Source organism: Streptomyces sp. GQFP (assembly GCF_021545335.1).
Classification (GTDB): Bacteria; Actinomycetota; Actinomycetes; order Streptomycetales; family Streptomycetaceae; genus Streptomyces.
In genome coordinates, this window is the sequence record NZ_CP089312.1 from 3,628,804 (window position 1) to 3,643,799 (window position 14,996).

The 14,996-nt window shown below is 68.3% G+C and carries 13 protein-coding genes and 1 pseudogene; 5 read left to right on the forward strand and 9 right to left on the reverse strand.

What is annotated here, in order from left to right; genetic code table 11:
• Nucleotides 1-2 precede the first annotated feature (2 nt).
• Both LUX31_RS15850 and LUX31_RS15855 read left to right on the forward strand, forming a co-directional pair.
• Nucleotides 3-776, forward strand: coding sequence for an SDR family NAD(P)-dependent oxidoreductase (locus LUX31_RS15850; RefSeq protein ID WP_235475440.1), 774 nt, complete (start codon nucleotides 3-5; stop codon nucleotides 774-776).
• 106 nt (nucleotides 777-882) lie between these two features.
• The gene (locus tag LUX31_RS15855) at nucleotides 883-1,590 is read left to right on the forward strand and encodes an ester cyclase (protein WP_235475441.1); all 708 of its coding nucleotides are present in this window, start codon (nucleotides 883-885) and stop codon (nucleotides 1,588-1,590) included.
• Between the two features lie 90 nt (nucleotides 1,591-1,680).
• Here LUX31_RS15855 and groL read toward each other — a convergent pair whose 3' ends face one another.
• The 4 genes and pseudogenes from groL to LUX31_RS15875 form a co-directional block, all read right to left on the reverse strand.
• Nucleotides 1,681-3,303: a chaperonin GroEL gene (groL, locus tag LUX31_RS15860; RefSeq protein ID WP_235475442.1), complete on the reverse strand. Its 1,623-nt coding sequence runs from the start codon at nucleotides 3,301-3,303 to the stop codon at nucleotides 1,681-1,683.
• 145 nt (nucleotides 3,304-3,448) lie between these two features.
• Nucleotides 3,449-3,757: a co-chaperone GroES gene (groES, locus tag LUX31_RS15865; protein WP_017239619.1), complete on the reverse strand. Its 309-nt coding sequence runs from the start codon at nucleotides 3,755-3,757 to the stop codon at nucleotides 3,449-3,451.
• A gap of 213 nt (nucleotides 3,758-3,970) precedes the next feature.
• A complete protein-coding gene (locus LUX31_RS15870; protein ID WP_235475443.1) occupies nucleotides 3,971-4,729 on the reverse strand; it encodes a polysaccharide deacetylase family protein in 759 nt (252 codons plus the stop codon).
• Nucleotides 4,726-4,926, reverse strand: a pseudogene (locus LUX31_RS15875) (polysaccharide deacetylase family protein); the annotation flags it as partial. The gene LUX31_RS15870 and the pseudogene LUX31_RS15875, both read right to left, overlap by 4 nt.
• A gap of 708 nt (nucleotides 4,927-5,634) precedes the next feature.
• Between LUX31_RS15875 and LUX31_RS15885 the strand changes: the two are divergent.
• On the forward strand, nucleotides 5,635-6,912 hold the full coding sequence (locus tag LUX31_RS15885; protein WP_443045966.1) for a THUMP-like domain-containing protein: 1,278 nt from the start codon (nucleotides 5,635-5,637) through the stop codon (nucleotides 6,910-6,912).
• A gap of 118 nt (nucleotides 6,913-7,030) precedes the next feature.
• On the opposite strand, the gene LUX31_RS15890 is transcribed toward LUX31_RS15885, so the two are convergent.
• The 5 genes from LUX31_RS15890 to LUX31_RS15910 form a co-directional block, all read right to left on the reverse strand.
• Nucleotides 7,031-8,281 carry an RNA polymerase sigma factor gene (locus tag LUX31_RS15890; protein WP_235479939.1) on the reverse strand — a complete coding sequence of 417 codons (1,251 nt, stop codon included), beginning with the start codon at nucleotides 8,279-8,281 and terminating at the stop codon, nucleotides 7,031-7,033.
• 106 nt (nucleotides 8,282-8,387) lie between these two features.
• Nucleotides 8,388-8,744: a YciI family protein gene (locus LUX31_RS15895; RefSeq protein WP_235475445.1), complete on the reverse strand. Its 357-nt coding sequence runs from the start codon at nucleotides 8,742-8,744 to the stop codon at nucleotides 8,388-8,390.
• Nucleotides 8,745-8,864: 120 nt separating this feature from the next.
• Complete coding sequence (locus LUX31_RS15900; protein ID WP_235475446.1) at nucleotides 8,865-9,929, reverse strand: LCP family protein; 1,065 nt, start codon at nucleotides 9,927-9,929, stop codon at nucleotides 8,865-8,867.
• A gap of 138 nt (nucleotides 9,930-10,067) precedes the next feature.
• The gene (locus LUX31_RS15905; RefSeq protein ID WP_235475447.1) at nucleotides 10,068-11,396 is read right to left on the reverse strand and encodes an endo-1,4-beta-xylanase; all 1,329 of its coding nucleotides are present in this window, start codon (nucleotides 11,394-11,396) and stop codon (nucleotides 10,068-10,070) included.
• 169 nt (nucleotides 11,397-11,565) lie between these two features.
• Nucleotides 11,566-12,618: a LacI family DNA-binding transcriptional regulator gene (locus LUX31_RS15910; protein WP_235475448.1), complete on the reverse strand. Its 1,053-nt coding sequence runs from the start codon at nucleotides 12,616-12,618 to the stop codon at nucleotides 11,566-11,568.
• A 141-nt stretch (nucleotides 12,619-12,759) separates the two neighbouring features.
• Here LUX31_RS15910 and LUX31_RS15915 point away from each other — a divergent pair, with 141 nt between their 5' ends.
• A complete protein-coding gene (locus LUX31_RS15915; protein WP_235475449.1) occupies nucleotides 12,760-14,121 on the forward strand; it encodes an ABC transporter substrate-binding protein in 1,362 nt (453 codons plus the stop codon).
• Nucleotides 14,118-14,996, forward strand: coding sequence for a carbohydrate ABC transporter permease (locus LUX31_RS15920; RefSeq protein WP_235475450.1), 879 nt, complete (start codon nucleotides 14,118-14,120; stop codon nucleotides 14,994-14,996). The genes LUX31_RS15915 and LUX31_RS15920 overlap by 4 nt, the downstream gene beginning before the upstream one ends.

Here is a 14,996-nt window from a genome sequence, read left to right on the forward strand (position 1 = left end):
CCATGACAACGGCTCTGATTACGGGATCGACCGCGGGAATCGGTGCCGCGTTCGCGCGGCGGCTGGCGGCCGACGGCCACAACCTCGTCCTGGTGGCGCGCGACGCCGAACGGCTCGGCGAGCAGGCGACCGAACTGCACGACCGGCACGGCATCGAGGCGGAGGTGCTGAGCGCCGACCTCGCGACGGACGCCGGCATCGACGCGGTGGCCGCGCGCCTCGGCGACCGCAAGAACCCCGTCGACCTGCTGGTCAACAACGCCGGCTTCGGCAACAAGGGCCGCTATCTCGACGTACCGATGGCGGACGAGCTGAGGATGCTCAAGGTGCACTGCGAGGCGGTGCTGCGGCTGACCGGTGCGGCGGCCGAGGCGATGCGGGAGCGGGGGCGCGGGGGTGTCGTCAATGTCGCGTCCGTCGCCGCCTTCGTGCCGCGCGGTACGTACGGGGCGTCGAAGGCGTGGGTCGTGCAGTTCACGCAGGGGGCGGCGAAGGACCTGGCGGGGAGCGGGGTGCGGCTGATGGCGCTGGCGCCCGGGTTCGTGCGTACGGAGTTCCATGAGCGGGCCGGGATGGGGACGGACAACATCCCGAACTGGATGTGGCTGGACGCGGACAAGCTGGTCGCGGCGGCGCTCGCGGATCTGGCCCGGGGCAAGTCGCTGTCGATTCCGGACCCGCGCTACAAGGCGCTGATGGGCGTGGTGAAGGTGACGCCCCGCGCGCTGCTGGGCGGGATCTCGTCCAAGACGGGGCGCAAGTACGGGCCTCAGTAACCTCAGCGGTCCCGGTGGCCTCCGCGGTCTCCGGCAGAGGTGTCGTCGTCGCTCCGGTGGGAGTATGGAGAGAGGTACCGGACCCAGGGGGGCCGGAGGCGGCGCCATGACATTCGTACAGCTGATCGATTGCAAGACCAGTCGGTTCGACGAGATGAACCGGCTGATGGACACCTGGGTCGAGCAGACCAAGGGGAAGCGGACCGCGACGCACACACTGATCGGCAAGGATCTCTCGGACTCGTCGCACTTCGTCGAGATCGTGGAGTTCCCGTCGTACGAGGAGGCGATGCGGAACTCGAACCTTCCCGAGACCGACCGGATCTTCCGCGAGATGGTCGCCCTGTGCGACGAGATGCCGACGTTCACCGACCTGGACGTCGTACGGGACGAGCAGTTGTGCGCGGACACCGCGCGGCGGTTCTTCGAGGTGATCGCCACCCGGGGTGAACTGCCTCCGCTCAACGACCTGTTCGTGGAGCACTACCACGACCACGATCCGTCCAACGAGCAGGACAACCTCGGGCTGGACGCGGCGCGGCGCGAGATGCAGATGTGGCGTGCGTCCTTCGACTTCGCGTTCACCGTCGAGGACCAGATCGCCCAGGGCGACCGGGTCTGCACGCGCTGGACATGGAACGGGACCCAGCGGGGCGAGTTCCTGGGGATCCCCAACAGCGGGAGGAAGGCCTCGATGACCGGCGCGACCATCTTCCGGTTCGACACGGACGGGAAGATCGTCGAGGGCTGGTGGCAGTACGACCGGCTGGGGCTGATGGGGCAGTTGGGGGCGCTGGACGCACTGGAGCAGTAGTCATGTGACCGCCCGCGAAGGGAGAAACCCCCCGTTCCAGCCAGGAACGGGGGGTTTCTTCGTCGGCCGGTGTTCTGGCCGGTGCCTCGACTAGTGGGAGTGGCCGTGGCCGTGGCCCGCAGCCGGCTCTTCCTCTTCCTTCTTCTCGACGACCAGGGTCTCGGTCGTGAGGAGGAGGGAGGCGATCGAGGCCGCGTTCTCCAGGGCGGAGCGGGTGACCTTGACCGGGTCGATGACGCCCTGCTTGACCAGGTCGCCGTACTCGCCGGTGGCGGCGTTGAAGCCCTGGCCCTTGTCGAGCTCGGCGACCTTGGAGGTGATGACGTAACCCTCCAGGCCGGCGTTCTCGGCGATCCAGCGCAGCGGCTCGACGGCGGCCTTGCGGACGACCGCGACACCCGTCGCCTCGTCGCCGGTCTTGCCGAGGTTGCCCTCGAGGATCTTCACGGCGTGGACGAGCGCGGAGCCACCGCCGGAGACGATGCCCTCCTCGACCGCGGCGCGGGTCGCCGAGATGGCGTCCTCGAGACGGTGCTTCTTCTCCTTCAGCTCCACCTCGGTGGCGGCGCCGACCTTGATCACGCACACGCCGCCGGCCAGCTTCGCGAGGCGCTCCTGGAGCTTCTCGCGGTCCCAGTCGGAGTCCGTGTTCTCGATCTCGGCCTTGATCTGGTTGACGCGGCCGGCCACGGCGCCGGTGTCGCCACCGCCGTCGACGATGACCGTGTCGTCCTTCGAGATGGTGACGCGGCGGGCGGTGCCCAGGACGTCGATGCCGACCTGGTCGAGCTTGAGGCCGACCTCCTCGGCGATGACCTCGGCGCCGGTGAGCGCGGCCATGTCGCCGAGCATCGCCTTGCGGCGGTCACCGAAGCCGGGGGCCTTGACGGCGACCGCGTTGAAGGTGCCGCGGATCTTGTTCACGACCAGGGTCGACAGGGCCTCGCCCTCGACGTCCTCGGCGATGATCAGCAGCGGCTTGGAGGAGTTGGTCTGGATGACCTTCTCCAGCAGCGGCAGCAGGTCCTGGATGGAGGAGATCTTGCCCTGGTGGATCAGGATGTACGGGTCGTCGAGGACGGCCTCCATACGCTCCTGGTCGGACACCATGTACGGGGACAGGTAGCCCTTGTCGAAGGCCATGCCCTCGGTGAAGTCCAGCTCCAGACCGAAGGTGTTGGACTCCTCGACGGTGATGACACCGTCCTTGCCGACCTTGTCCATCGCCTCGGCGATCAGCTCGCCGACCTGGGTGTCCTGCGCGGAGAGCGCGGCCACGGCGGCGATGTCGGACTTCTCCTCGATCGGGCGGGCGGTCTCGAGGAGTTCCTCGGACACAGCCTTGACCGCCGCGTCGATGCCCTTCTTCAGGGCGGCCGGGGAGGCGCCGGCGGCGACGTTCTTCAGGCCCTCGCGGACGAGCGCCTGGGCCAGCACGGTGGCGGTGGTCGTACCGTCACCCGCGATGTCGTTGGTCTTGGTCGCCACCTCCTTCACCAGCTGGGCGCCGAGGTTCTCGTACGGGTCGTCCAGCTCGACCTCGCGCGCGATGGTGACACCGTCGTTGGTGATGGTGGGAGCGCCGAACTTCTTGTCGATGACGACGTTGCGGCCCTTGGGGCCGATCGTCACCTTGACCGTGTCGGCAAGCTTGTTGACGCCGCGCTCAAGGGCGCGACGGGCGTCCTCGTCGAACTTCAGGATCTTCGCCATGGGAGCGGTTCAGCCCTCTCGGAAAATTGGGAGAACGAACTGCGCCCCCGGCACCCGGCTGTTGAGGTCGCGGGGGCCAGGGGCGCAGTTCACTGCAATGCTGGTGAATCTGGCAATACCGGTGGTGCCGGTATCACCGGGTGAATTACTTCTCTACGATCGCGAGCACGTCGCGAGCGGAGAGGACGAGGTACTCCTCGCCGTTGTACTTCACCTCGGTGCCGCCGTACTTGCTGTACAGCACGATGTCGCCGGTCTTCACGTCGAGCGGAAGACGCTCGCCGTTCTCGAAGCGGCCCGGGCCCACGGCCAGGACGACGCCCTCCTGGGGCTTCTCCTTGGCGGTGTCCGGGATGACCAGGCCAGAGGCCGTGGTCTGCTCGGCGTCGAGCGGCTGGACCACAATGCGGTCCTCGAGCGGCTTGATGGCAACCTTGGAGCTGGTGGTCGTCACGATCCGACCTCCCCCTTCGGAGATCTCACGGGGTTAACTGTCTGAGGTGGCGACCAGGTGGATCCGTCGTCGCGGGTGCCGGACCTGCCCGTCGCTGTTGGCACTCTCCAGGGGGGAGTGCCAGACCTGAGACTATGACCGCGATTAGCACTCGGTCAAGCGGACTGCTAATTCCATGAGACGCGGTGCACCGAAAAGGCGCCGCGGGCAGCCCTACAGATAGTCCTCCAGGCGGGCCACGCTCAGGCCTCTCTCCTGCGTCTCCCTGAGCAGCCTCAGTGTCTGTTCGACCTGGGGTGGGCCCACGAGGACGATGGCGCCCGGGCGGAGGGGTGCCCCCTTGGTCCAGAGGAGCACCGTCGATACGCCACAGTCCGCCGCTGCCCTCAGCGTGGTCGTGTCGTACGTGCCGTAGGGCGGGCGGAAGAGGCGGGGGCGGATGCCGAAGCGTTCGCGGAGTTTGTCCTGCTGGCCGCAGATCTCGGCGCGCTGGCCGGCGTACGGCAGGCCCCGCAGGGACTGGTGGTCCAGGGTGTGGTTCTGGACGTTGGCGCCGACCTCGCGCAGACGGGCGAAGTGGGCGTAGCCCGGGCCCACGACACTGTCCGTGAGGAACATGCTGACCGGGAGGCGCAGTTCGCGGACCAGGTCGACGAACCGGGGGTCGCGTTCGGCGCCGTCGTCGTAGGTGAGGAAGACGACCTTGTCGTGGGTCGGGATGTGGTCGACGACCGGGGGGAGGCCCGGGCCCGCCGTGCGGAGGCGGGCCCTCGGGTGCGCGGGCGGGGGTGGGGGCAACGGGGCCGGCAGGCCCCAGCGGCGGTAGGCCTGGGGGTCGTCGGGCGCGGAGTCGGCGTGTGCCGCCTTCTCGACCGGGCGTTCGATGGGGGCCACGGGCCGGGCGCAGGCGGTGGCCGTCGTCGCCAGGAGCGCGGCGGCGAGTGCGGCGGCGGCCAGGGGGCGCGCGGTCACAGGTAGTCCTCCAGGCGGGCCACCGCGTACCCCTTGGCGGTGACGAGCTTCATGAAGCGGCGGACCATGTCGGGCATCGTGCCCTTCCAGTCGCCCTCGCCCCGGAAGTGGCTGAGGACGATGTCGCCGGGGTGGATGTCCCGGTCCCACTCGCGGTAGTCCCAGCGGTCGGCGAAGACCTCCTCGTTCCAGAGAGGTGGCATCTTCCTTGCGGAGGAGCGCGAACAAGGTCTTTTTAGCTCGATCGTGTGATGGTCGGCTTCCAGGCTTGCGGTGTCTTGGGCCGTCCGGGTTAGCGTGGCTGTGCGATCTGGGCCACGAGGTGCGGTGCCAGCGTGCAGGGCCCCTGCTCCACCAGAGGATGAATCAGGGCCTCCCCGTCGCCTCTGGCCGTACCCAACCGGCCAGGTCGTGAGGAAACCGGCCTCCCGGGTCCGGACCACGCACAGGATGCGTGTCGCCGCCCCGGGGTCGAGTACGCCGGGGACCAGTACGCCCAAGACCGTTCGGGGCGCGCGACTGAACAGGCTCACCCCTGCTCGGTCCACAGGAACGGTACGTGCTTCACGCCGCACGACGTGGCGCGCAAGCTGTCCTCGCCGTAGTTGCCGTAGGGCGGTGAGTGGGGGTGCGGTCAGGCCCCAGCGCTTGGCCGGGGCCGTGCGGGCCGCTTGTGCCCGGCCCAGTTTTCGGGCGTATGCGTCCAGGGCGCGGGCCGGGGGTGCGTGGAGGCGGAGTTCCTGGCCGGGGGCGGGGCGGGCGTTCTTCGGCGGGGCGGCGCCCTCCGCGCAGGCGGAGGCGAGGGCGGCTGCGGCGAGCGCGAGAATTCCGGCGCGGGCGATGGACCGGTTTTTGTATGTTTGTCCTACTGTTCGCATGGTGCCGGATCTTCCCAGGGCGTGGCCATGGAGTACGGCCGACACCGCCGCCGGAAGCGCGCCGTCCACCGGCTGGCCCACAATGAGGCGGTGAACGACCTCGCCACTCCCCTCTCCGCCTTCGCCGCCCTGCTCACCCCTGTGGGCCGCGCCCTCCTCGACGAGGTGCGCGGTACCGAGCCGGCCCGTGAACTGGCCGTCGCCACCCGGCTGCGCCGCACGCATCCCGCCGAACTGGTCTCGGCGGCGCTCGGGCAGGAACGGCTACGGCAGCGGGCGGTGGCGAAGTTCGGGGCCGAGGACGCCGGGCGGATGTTCTTCACGCCCAACGGGGTCGAGCAGTCGACTCGGGCGAGTGTGGCCGCGTACCGGGCGGGACGGTTCAGGGAGTTGGGCGTGACCTCGGTCGCCGACCTGTGCTGTGGGATCGGGGGCGACGCGATCGCGCTCGCCCGGGCGGGCGTCCGTGTTCTCGCCGTGGACCGGGATCCGCTCACCGTCGCCGTCGCGCGCGCGAACGCCGAGGCGCTGGGGATCGGGGAGTTGGTGGAGGTGCGGGAGGCGGATGTCGCCGAGGTCGACGTCTCGGCCTACGACGCCTTGTTCGTCGATCCGGGGCGACGGGGTGGGCGTGGTCGGATCTTTGATCCCGAGGCGTACTCGCCGCCGTTGTCGTGGGCCGTGGGGGCGGCCAGGAAGGCTCCGCTGGCCGCGCTGAAGATCGCTCCCGGGGTGCCGCACGAGGCGATTCCCGGTGAGGCGGGGGCCGAGTGGATCTCGGACGGCGGGGATGTGAAGGAGGCGGTGCTGTGGTTCGGGGCGGGGCCTGGGGGTGGGTCTGTGCGGGCAACTCTGTTGCCGGGGCCGCGTGTTCTGGACGGGCGGGGGTTGCCTGATCCTGAAGTGCGTTCTGTGGGGCGGTACTTGTACGAGCCTGACGGGGCTGTTATTCGGGCTCATCTGGTGGCGGAGGTTGCCGAGGAGGTGGGTGGGGGGCTTGTCGACGAGACGATCGCCTATGTGACGGGGGATGAGTTGCGGGCCACTTCCTTTGCCTCTGCTTATGAGATCACCGATCAACTGCCGTTCGGGGTGAAGAAGTTGAAGGCGGTGCTTCGGGAGCGGGGGGTTGGGGTGTTGACCGTTAAGAAGCGGGGGTCTGCTGTTGAGCCGGAGGAGTTGCGGAAGAAGGTGAAGCTTTCTGGGCCTAACTCTGCGACGGTTTTTCTTACTCGGGTGGCGGGGGCGCCGGCGATGCTGATTGGTCAGCCTGTGTCGGGGGCTTCGCGGGGTGGGTTGTATTGAGTCCGCGGGCCGGTGGGGGCTTGTCGCGCAGTTTCCCGCGCCCCTATCGGGCGCGCTCGTGCGAGGGTGGAGTGTCGCGCCCCGCGGCGGAGCCGCAGATGGATACAGCCCCGCGCCCCTATCGGGCGCACTCGCTCGCCCTCGTACGCAGCAAGTGCCGTTCTCGTTCGTTCTGGGTTAGTTCTGCTGCTCTTAGGAATTCCACTCTTGCCTCCTTTGTCCGGCCCAGGCGTTGGAGTAGGTCTCCTCTGACGCTGGGGAGCAAGTGGTAGTCGCGGAGGGTTGGGTCGGTTGTCAGGGGTTCGATGATCTGGAGGGCCTGGGCCGGGCCCTCGGACATCGAGACGGCCACCGCTCGGTTCAACTCGACTACTGGGGACGGGGATCGGGTGGCCAGGGCCGTGTACAGGGCGGCGATGCGGGGCCAGTCCGTGGTGTCGTAGGAGTGGGCGTGGGCGTGGCAGGCGGCGATGGTGGCCTGGAGGGTGTACGGGCCTGGGCCTGATGTCGATGTCGTGGCGCCGGCCGCTTCCGCTCGGGCCAGGGCCGTGAAGCCTCGGGCGATCAGCATGCGGTTCCAGCGGGAGCGGTTCTGGTCCTTGAGGAGCACCGGTTCTCCGGTCGGGCCCGTGCGGGCCGCCGAGCGGGACGCCTGCAGCTCCAACAGGGCTGTCAGCGCGTGCACTTCGGGTTCCTTCGGCATCAGGCCCGACAGCACGCGGGCCAGGCGCAGGGCGTCCTCGCAGAGGGCGGGGCGCAGCCAGTCGTCGCCTGCTGTGGCGGCGTAACCCTCGTTGAAGATCAGGTAGATGACCTCCAGTACCGAGCCGAGACGGGCCTCGCGCTGGGGGCCGTACGGGACCTCGAAGGCGACGTTCTTCGTGGCGAGGGTTCGTTTGGCGCGGACGATGCGCTGGGCGACTGTCGCCTCGGGGACCAGGAAGGCGCGGGCGATCTCGGGTGTGGTGAGGCCGCCGAGGAGGCGGAGGGTGAGGGCGATACGGGCCTCGGCGGACAGCACCGGGTGGCAGGCCGTGAAGACCAGGCGGAGGAGATCGTCGTCGATGTCTTCGGGGGTGGGGGGTTCGGGGGGCTCGACCGTTGTTTCCAGGTTTCGGCCGATCTCCCGCAGTTTGCGGGCGTACGTCTCGCGGCGGCGGATCAGGTCTACCGCTCGGTGTCTGGCGGTGGTCATGAGCCAGGCGGCCGGGTTGTCGGGGACGCCGTCGCGGGGCCACTGTTCGAGGGCGGCGACCAGGGCGTCCTGGGCCAGTTCCTCGGCGATGCCTATGTCACGGACGGTGCGGGTGACGGCCGCGATGATGCGGGGGGATTCCAGGCGGAAGACCGTCTCGATGACGGTCTCGATGGGTTCGCTCGGGTCCGTGGTGGGGTGGGTGGGCTGTGTGCGCTTTGGTGTCACAACCCACCATCAGACACCCCTCGCGGGCTCGGGGCCAAGGAACGCCGGCCGCTCAGCCCCCGGCGATCTCCCGCACCTCGCAGGTCACCGTCCAGTACTCCTCGTGCACCTTCAGGAAGCGCTTGGCCCACTCCAGGGCCTCCGCCTTGTCCTTGCACTGCATGATGAGGTAGCCACCGACGATCTCCTTGGACTCGGTGAAGGGGCCGTCCGTGACGGAGATCTTGCCGTCCTGCCAGTGCACGCGGGTGCCCTGTGCGGTGGGGGTCAGGCCGGCGTTGTCGAGCATCACCCCGGCCTTGGTGATCTCCTCGATCAGCTCGCCCATGCGCTGCATCAGCTCGGGGCTGGGGCCTTCGGCGGGGGCGGTGGCCTCGTCGATCTTCACGAGGGAGAGGTAACGGGGCATGGGGTTCCTCCTGGGGTGTGGCGGAGTCCGGGTCCGTTCCGGGCTCTCACCACTGCGTCGAACGGGGAGGGCCCGGATCGACACGGCCTCCGGAAAACTTTTCCCCCTACTTCAGAGTCGTTACTTCAAGGAGGCCCACAACTCCGCCGCCTCCGGCTCCTCCGCGACCACCCGGTTGGCGTCCGACGCCGCTGTCACCACCGGCATCGTGACCGTTTTCAGTTCGTCCGCCGACAGGCCCTGCAGGCTCTGGCCCAGGCTCATCAGTTCGCTGAGGGAGTCCAGGCCGGTGTCCGTGGTCAGGCTGCCCGTCGCCACGTCGGCGACCTTGTACAGCTTGGCGGGGCTGGTCAGCAGGTTCGTCGAGGAGACCTGCTGGAGGAGGGCCTTGACGAGCTTCTGCTGAAGGCCAATTCGGCCCAGGTCGCTGCCGTCGCCTATGCCGTGCCGGGTGCGGGCCAGGGCGAGGGCCTGGGTGCCGTCGAGGTGGTGTTCGCCCGCCGTCAGGTCTAGGTGGCTGTCGTCGTCGTGGATGTCCTCGTCCGTGGTGACCGTGACGCCGCCGAGCGCGTCCACCAGGTCCGCGAAACCGGCGAAGTCGATCTCCAGGTAGTGGTCCATACGCACGTTCGTCATCGACTCCACCGTCTTGACCGCGCAGACCGGGCCGCCGACCGAGTACGCCGTGTTGAACATGACGTTGTACGCCTCCGCCGTCGAACCCCCGTCCGACAGCGGGCAGGACGGACGTGTGACCAGCGTGTCGCGCGGGATGCTCACGATCGTCGCCTTCGTACGGCCCGCGTCCAGGTGGACGACCATCGCCGTGTCGGACCGCGCGCCCTCGCTGCTGCCGCCGCCGAGTGCCTGGTTCCGCTTGCCGCTGCGCGAGTCCGAGCCCAGGACCAGGATGTTCAGCGCCTCGCTCGGGAGCGGTGTCGCCGAGGCGGACGCGCCCGTCGACGGCAGTGCCTGTGTCTTGGCCGGGCGGTTGTCGCCGAGCGCGCTGTTGATGTCGACGCTCTTGATGTTGCGGTTCAGGTGCCAGTAGGCGTAGCCCCCGGCTGCCGCTGCGAGCACCAGGGTGCCGGCGAGCGTGAAACCGACGGCCTTCAACCACCGTGACGGCCGCCGGCCCGTCTGCCGGGCCGTCTGTCTCTCCGCGCCCCCGTCGTCGTCCGACATCTGTTCCTCTTCTCCCATCACAGGGAGGAACGTACGTCCGAATTATTACGAGCGGAGGCCCGTGCCCGGCATTCTTCGGAAAATCTCACACTTCTCAGCCCAAGATCAGCCCGGGATCAGCCCGAGATCAGGCCGGGATCAGCCCAGCGTCACCGTTGGTACGGGGTTGCTCCCGCTCCATGTCCCGTTGAACCCGAAGCTCACCGAACCGCCACTCGGCACCGTCCCGTTGTACGAGGCGTTCACGCAGGTCACCGCCGTCCCCGACTGGGTGCAGGTGGCGTTCCAGGCCTGCGTGAGCTGCTGTCCCGCGCCGTACGGCCAGGTCACCCGCCACGACGACAGGGACCTGCCCGAGCACGCGATCGTCACCTGGCCCGTGAAGCCGGTGTTCCACTGGTTCGGGACCGTGTACGTCGCCGTGCAGCCCTCCGTGGAAGGGGTGCCGCCGAGGGCCTGGGCTATCGCGTAGTACGCCGGTTTCGGGGTGAACGACTCCGTGTACGGGGTCGCCGCGCCGTATCCGTCGAACACGTCCGGGATCCATGAGTCGGAGTCCGTGAAGCCCCAGACGGTCACGCCGGTGCACCGGGTCACGGCCACGCACGCGTCCATCACGGCCTTGTAGTCGGCCGCCTGCTGGGTCAACTTGGCGTCTGTGGCGGGGAGTTGCATACGGATGTCCAGTTCCGTGATCGCCACGTCCACGCCCAGATCGGCGAAGCGCTGGATGTTCTGCTGGAGGGTCGACGGGTACTGGCCGAGGATCAGGTGGGCCTGGAGCCCCACCCCGTCGATCGGTACTCCGCGCTCCTTCAGGGACTTGACCAGGTTGTACAGGGCCGTGCTCTTCGCGTTGACGCCCTCGACGTTGTAGTCGTTGATGTAGAGCTTCGCGGTCGGGTCGGCCGCCCTCGCCCAGGTCAGGGCCTGGGCGATGTAGTCGGTGCCGAGGTTGGTGGACCAGAGCGTGGAGCGGTACGTGCCGTCCTCGTTGAAGGGCTCGTTCACCACGTCCCAGGCCGCCAACTGGCCCTTGTAGCGCGTGACTTCGGTGGTGATGTGGTCCTGGAGGATGGTGCTGAGCTGGGCCGGGGTCCAGGTGCCGTTCGTCAGCCAGCTGGGGTTCTGGCTGTGCCAGACCAGGGTGTGGCCGCGGATCTGTTGGTTGTGGGCCTGGGCGAAGGTGACTATCTGGTCGGCCTCGGTCCAGTTGTGGGTGCCTTGGGTGGGCTCTACGGATTCCCACTTCATGGCGTTGCCGGGGGTGAGGGAGTTGAACTGGGTTCCGGCTATGTCGCCGTAGGTTCCGGTGAGTTTGCTGCCGGTTACTGCTGTGCCTATGACTTTGTTCTTGGCTGTGGCGAGGTCGCGCAGTGGGGGGTCTTCGGCGTGTGCCGAGGTTGCCGTCCCGGCGAGGAGCAGTGCGGCGGTGAGGAGGGATAAGGCTGTTCTGGAGGGTCTCATGCGGGTGCCTCCGAAAGTTTCGGTTGGGGTACCGATTGACTTCGGGGCAGTGTGGGGGGAGTTGCGTTGGGCGTCAATGGGTTGTGTGTCGGGTGCGGGTGCGGGTGCGGGTGCGTTGTGGCTTGTCGCGCAGTTCCCCGCGCCCCTGGGTGGGACACCGCGCCCCCAGTTAGACAGCTGGCGGCGCTGCCGTGCTGTTGCGGATCACCAGGCTTGTTGCCAGTTCCACCCTGGTTGCGCCTGGGGTGCCCTCCACTCGGCCCAGGTCCAGGACCAGCTTGGCTGCCGTTTCTGCCATTTCCATCAGGGGCTGGCGGACCGTTGTCAGTGGGGGGCCTACCCAGCGGGCGATCGGGAGGTCGTCGAAGCCGACGACGCTGAGGTCCTCCGGGATGCGTAGGCCCAGTTCGCGGGCGGCCTCGTACAGGCCCAGGGCCTGGAGGTCGTTGCCGGCGAAGACCGCGGTCGGGCGGTTCGGGGAGCGGAGGAGTTCGAGGCCGGCTCGGTAGCCCGTCTCGTGGTGGAAGTCGCCCACCTTGAGGAGGTCGGGGTCGACCGGGAGGCCCGCCGTTTCCAGGGCCGCGCGGTAGCCGTCCACGCGGGCGCGGCTGCACATCATGCGGGACGGGCCGCTGATCGACGCGATGCGGGTGTGGCCGAGTTCGACCAGGTGACGGGTGGCCGCCAGACCGCCCTGCCAGTTGGTCGCGCCTACCGAGGGCACGTCGTCGCCCGGGTCGCCCGCCGGGTCCATCACCACGAACGGGATGGAACGGCTGGTCAGCAGCGCCCGCTGGGACTCGTCCAGGCCGGACAGGACGAGGATCACGCCGTGCGGGCGGCGGGCCGCGACCTGGTCGGCCCAGGTGCGGCCGGGGGTGAGGCGGCCCGCGCTCTCGGAGAGGACGACGCTCAGCCCCTCCTCCCGCGCCGCGTTCTCCACACCCCGGATGACCTCCATCGCCCACGCGCTCTCCAGCTCGTGGAAGACCAGGTCGATGAGTGGTGAGCGAGTCGCCTCGGCGCGGCGGCGCCGGTAGCCGTACGCCCGCAGCAGGTCCTCGACGCGGGTCCGGGTCGCGGGCGCGACGTCGGCGCGACCGTTGAGCACCTTCGAAACAGTCGGAGCGGAGACGCCTGCCTCGCGGGCGATCTCGGCGAGCGTCGCGGTCTGGGTGGACTGCGGTGTCGTCTGCGTTTCAGCTGGTTTCGAGGGTCTCATGGCCGCGATCGTATCCCTGCGCGACCTCTTGACGAAGACCTTGTCCCGCCATAAGTTCCCGGAACATTCGAAGTACCACCCGAAAGATTCGTACAGAGACTCAGTCAGGTTTCGGTCAGAACATTCGCGAGAGGTGCTGTCATGGAGTCCAACAGAGGGCGGTCCACCGGTACCGGCGGTGCCATCGGTAACGGTGGTACGGCGTTCAGTCGGCGCTGGGTGCTCGGTGCCGGTGCGTCCGCCCTGCTCACCACCGGGCTGAGCGCGTGCGGCTCGGGTGAGGGTTCGGGCGGGGGCGGGGGGACCATCACCGCGTTCGTGTACGGGGACGACGCCGTGAAGGTGCAGCAGGCGGCCGTCGACCGGTTCAACAAGTCCGCCGCCAGCAAGACGGCCAAGGGCAAGGTCAAGCTGGAGAAGATCCCGGGCTCGGACTATCTGCCCAAGCTGCGTACGGCGATGGGTTCGCCCAGTGCCCCGGACGTCTTCTTCAACTGGGGCGGCGGCTCCATCAAGGCGTACGAGGCGGCCGGGAAGATCGTCGACCTGACCGACACCATCGAGAACGACCCGGTGCTGAAGAACGGCTTCCTGCCCTCCGTACTCGCCGCCGGGGACCTCAAGGGCCGCCACTACGGCATACCGATGCGCGGGATGCAGCCGGTGATCCTCTTCTACAACAAGTCCGTCTTCGCCGAGCAGAAACTCCAACCGCCCACCACCTGGGACGAGTTGCTCGACATCAACACCAAGCTGAAGAAGGCGAAGATCACTCCGTTCGCCCTCGGCGGCTCCGACATCTGGCCCGAGCTGATGTGGCTGGAGTACCTGGTCGACCGGATCGGCGGGCCCGAGGTCTTCAAGCGCATCCAGGACGGCGACGCGGAGGGCTGGGGCGACCCGGCGGTCCTGAAGGCCGCCGAGATGGTGAAGGAACTCATCGACGACGGCGCGTTCGGGTCGAAGTTCACCTCGGTGTCGTACGTCAACGGCGGCGCCCCGGCCGTCTTCGCCAAGGGCAAGGCGGCGATGCATCTGATGGGCTCGTGGGAGTACTCGACGCAGCTCGGCAAGTTCCCCGACTTCGCCAAGGCCAACCTGGGCTGGGCGGCCTTCCCCAAGATCGAGGACGGCGTCGGCGACGTCCGCAACGTCGTCGGCAACCCCACCAACTACTGGTCCATCAACCCCCGTACACAGAACAAGGACGCGGCGATCGCGTTCCTCAAGGACTGCGCGTCCGAGGCGTACGCGAAGGACCTGGTCGCCCTCGGAGACGTACCGACCACCTCCAACGCGGCGGCCCTGCTGTCCTCCGCGCCCAATCCGGAGTACGCCAAGTTCCAGTACGACATGGTCCAGCAGGCACCGGCGTTCACGCTCTCCTGGGACCAGGCACTCGGCGACGAGCTGGGCACCAAGATGCACACGGAGATCGGGAAGCTCTTCACGGGCAAGTCGACGCCCAGTCAGTTCGTGTCGGCGTGCAAGGGGTTGAAGTGAGGGTCGCGGACAAGGCCGCGAGCGGTGTGCGGGCCGGGCGGCCCAGCGCCGTCTGGGCGCTGCCCGCGGTGCTCTTCTTCACCTTCTTCGCGGTCGTCCCGATGGCCCTGGCCTTCTATCTCTCCTTCACCAAGTGGGACGGTCTCGGCGACCCGAAGCCGATCGGGCTCGCCAACTGGCAGAAGTTGCTGGACGATCCGCGGCTGACCCAGTCGCTCACCCTCACTGTCCTTCTGACGGCGGCCAGTTGGGCGTTCCAGACGGTCGTGGCACTTCTGCTCGGGGTGTGGGCGGCGGGCCGGCAACGCAACCGGGCGGTGCTCTCGGCGATCTTCTTCGTGCCGTTCCTGCTCTCCTCGACCGCCATCTCGGTGCTGTTCTACGCGCTGCTCGACCCGAACTTCGGCATCATCCAGAAGGACACGCTCGGCTCTTCCAGCGGCGCGTTCCTCGCCATCGTGTTCGTCGGCGGCTGGCAGTTCATCCCGTTCCACACGCTGATCTACCAGGGCGGGGCCCGGCAGATTCCCCAAGTGCTGTACCAGGCTGCGGCAATTGACGGCGCGGGACGCTATCGCCAGTTCTTCTCGATCACGCTGCCGCAGCTGCGGCACACGATCACGACGTCCACCGTGCTGATCGTCGTCGGTTCGCTGACGTACTTCGAGACGGTGCTCATCCTGACGAAGGGCGGGCCCGGCACGGACACGGCGATCCTGCCGTACCTGATGTACGAGGCGGGCTTCAAGACGTACGACTTCGGCTACGCGAGCGCCATCGCGTCCGCCCTCGTGCTGGCCGCCACCGGGCTGTCCCTGCTGCTCGTCCGGCTGACCGGTTTCGGCGGCATGCGCAGTACGCGTGAAGGGATGTGA

What these genes read in the sequence shown, in the direction of transcription:
- LUX31_RS15915 (WP_235475449.1), top strand. Translation starts at nt 12,760, where the DNA reads ATGGAGTCCAACAGAGGGCGGTCCACCGGTACCGGCGGTGCCATCGGT.
- LUX31_RS15900 (WP_235475446.1), bottom strand. Translation starts at nt 9,929, where the DNA reads ATGTCGGACGACGACGGGGGCGCGGAGAGACAGACGGCCCGGCAGACG.
- LUX31_RS15885 (WP_443045966.1), top strand. Translation starts at nt 5,635, where the DNA reads ATGGAGTACGGCCGACACCGCCGCCGGAAGCGCGCCGTCCACCGGCTG.
- LUX31_RS15905 (WP_235475447.1), bottom strand. Translation starts at nt 11,396, where the DNA reads ATGAGACCCTCCAGAACAGCCTTATCCCTCCTCACCGCCGCACTGCTC.
- groL (WP_235475442.1), bottom strand. Translation starts at nt 3,303, where the DNA reads ATGGCGAAGATCCTGAAGTTCGACGAGGACGCCCGTCGCGCCCTTGAG.
- LUX31_RS15895 (WP_235475445.1), bottom strand. Translation starts at nt 8,744, where the DNA reads ATGCCCCGTTACCTCTCCCTCGTGAAGATCGACGAGGCCACCGCCCCC.
- LUX31_RS15850 (WP_235475440.1), top strand. Translation starts at nt 3, where the DNA reads ATGACAACGGCTCTGATTACGGGATCGACCGCGGGAATCGGTGCCGCG.
- LUX31_RS15910 (WP_235475448.1), bottom strand. Translation starts at nt 12,618, where the DNA reads ATGAGACCCTCGAAACCAGCTGAAACGCAGACGACACCGCAGTCCACC.
- LUX31_RS15855 (WP_235475441.1), top strand. Translation starts at nt 883, where the DNA reads ATGACATTCGTACAGCTGATCGATTGCAAGACCAGTCGGTTCGACGAG.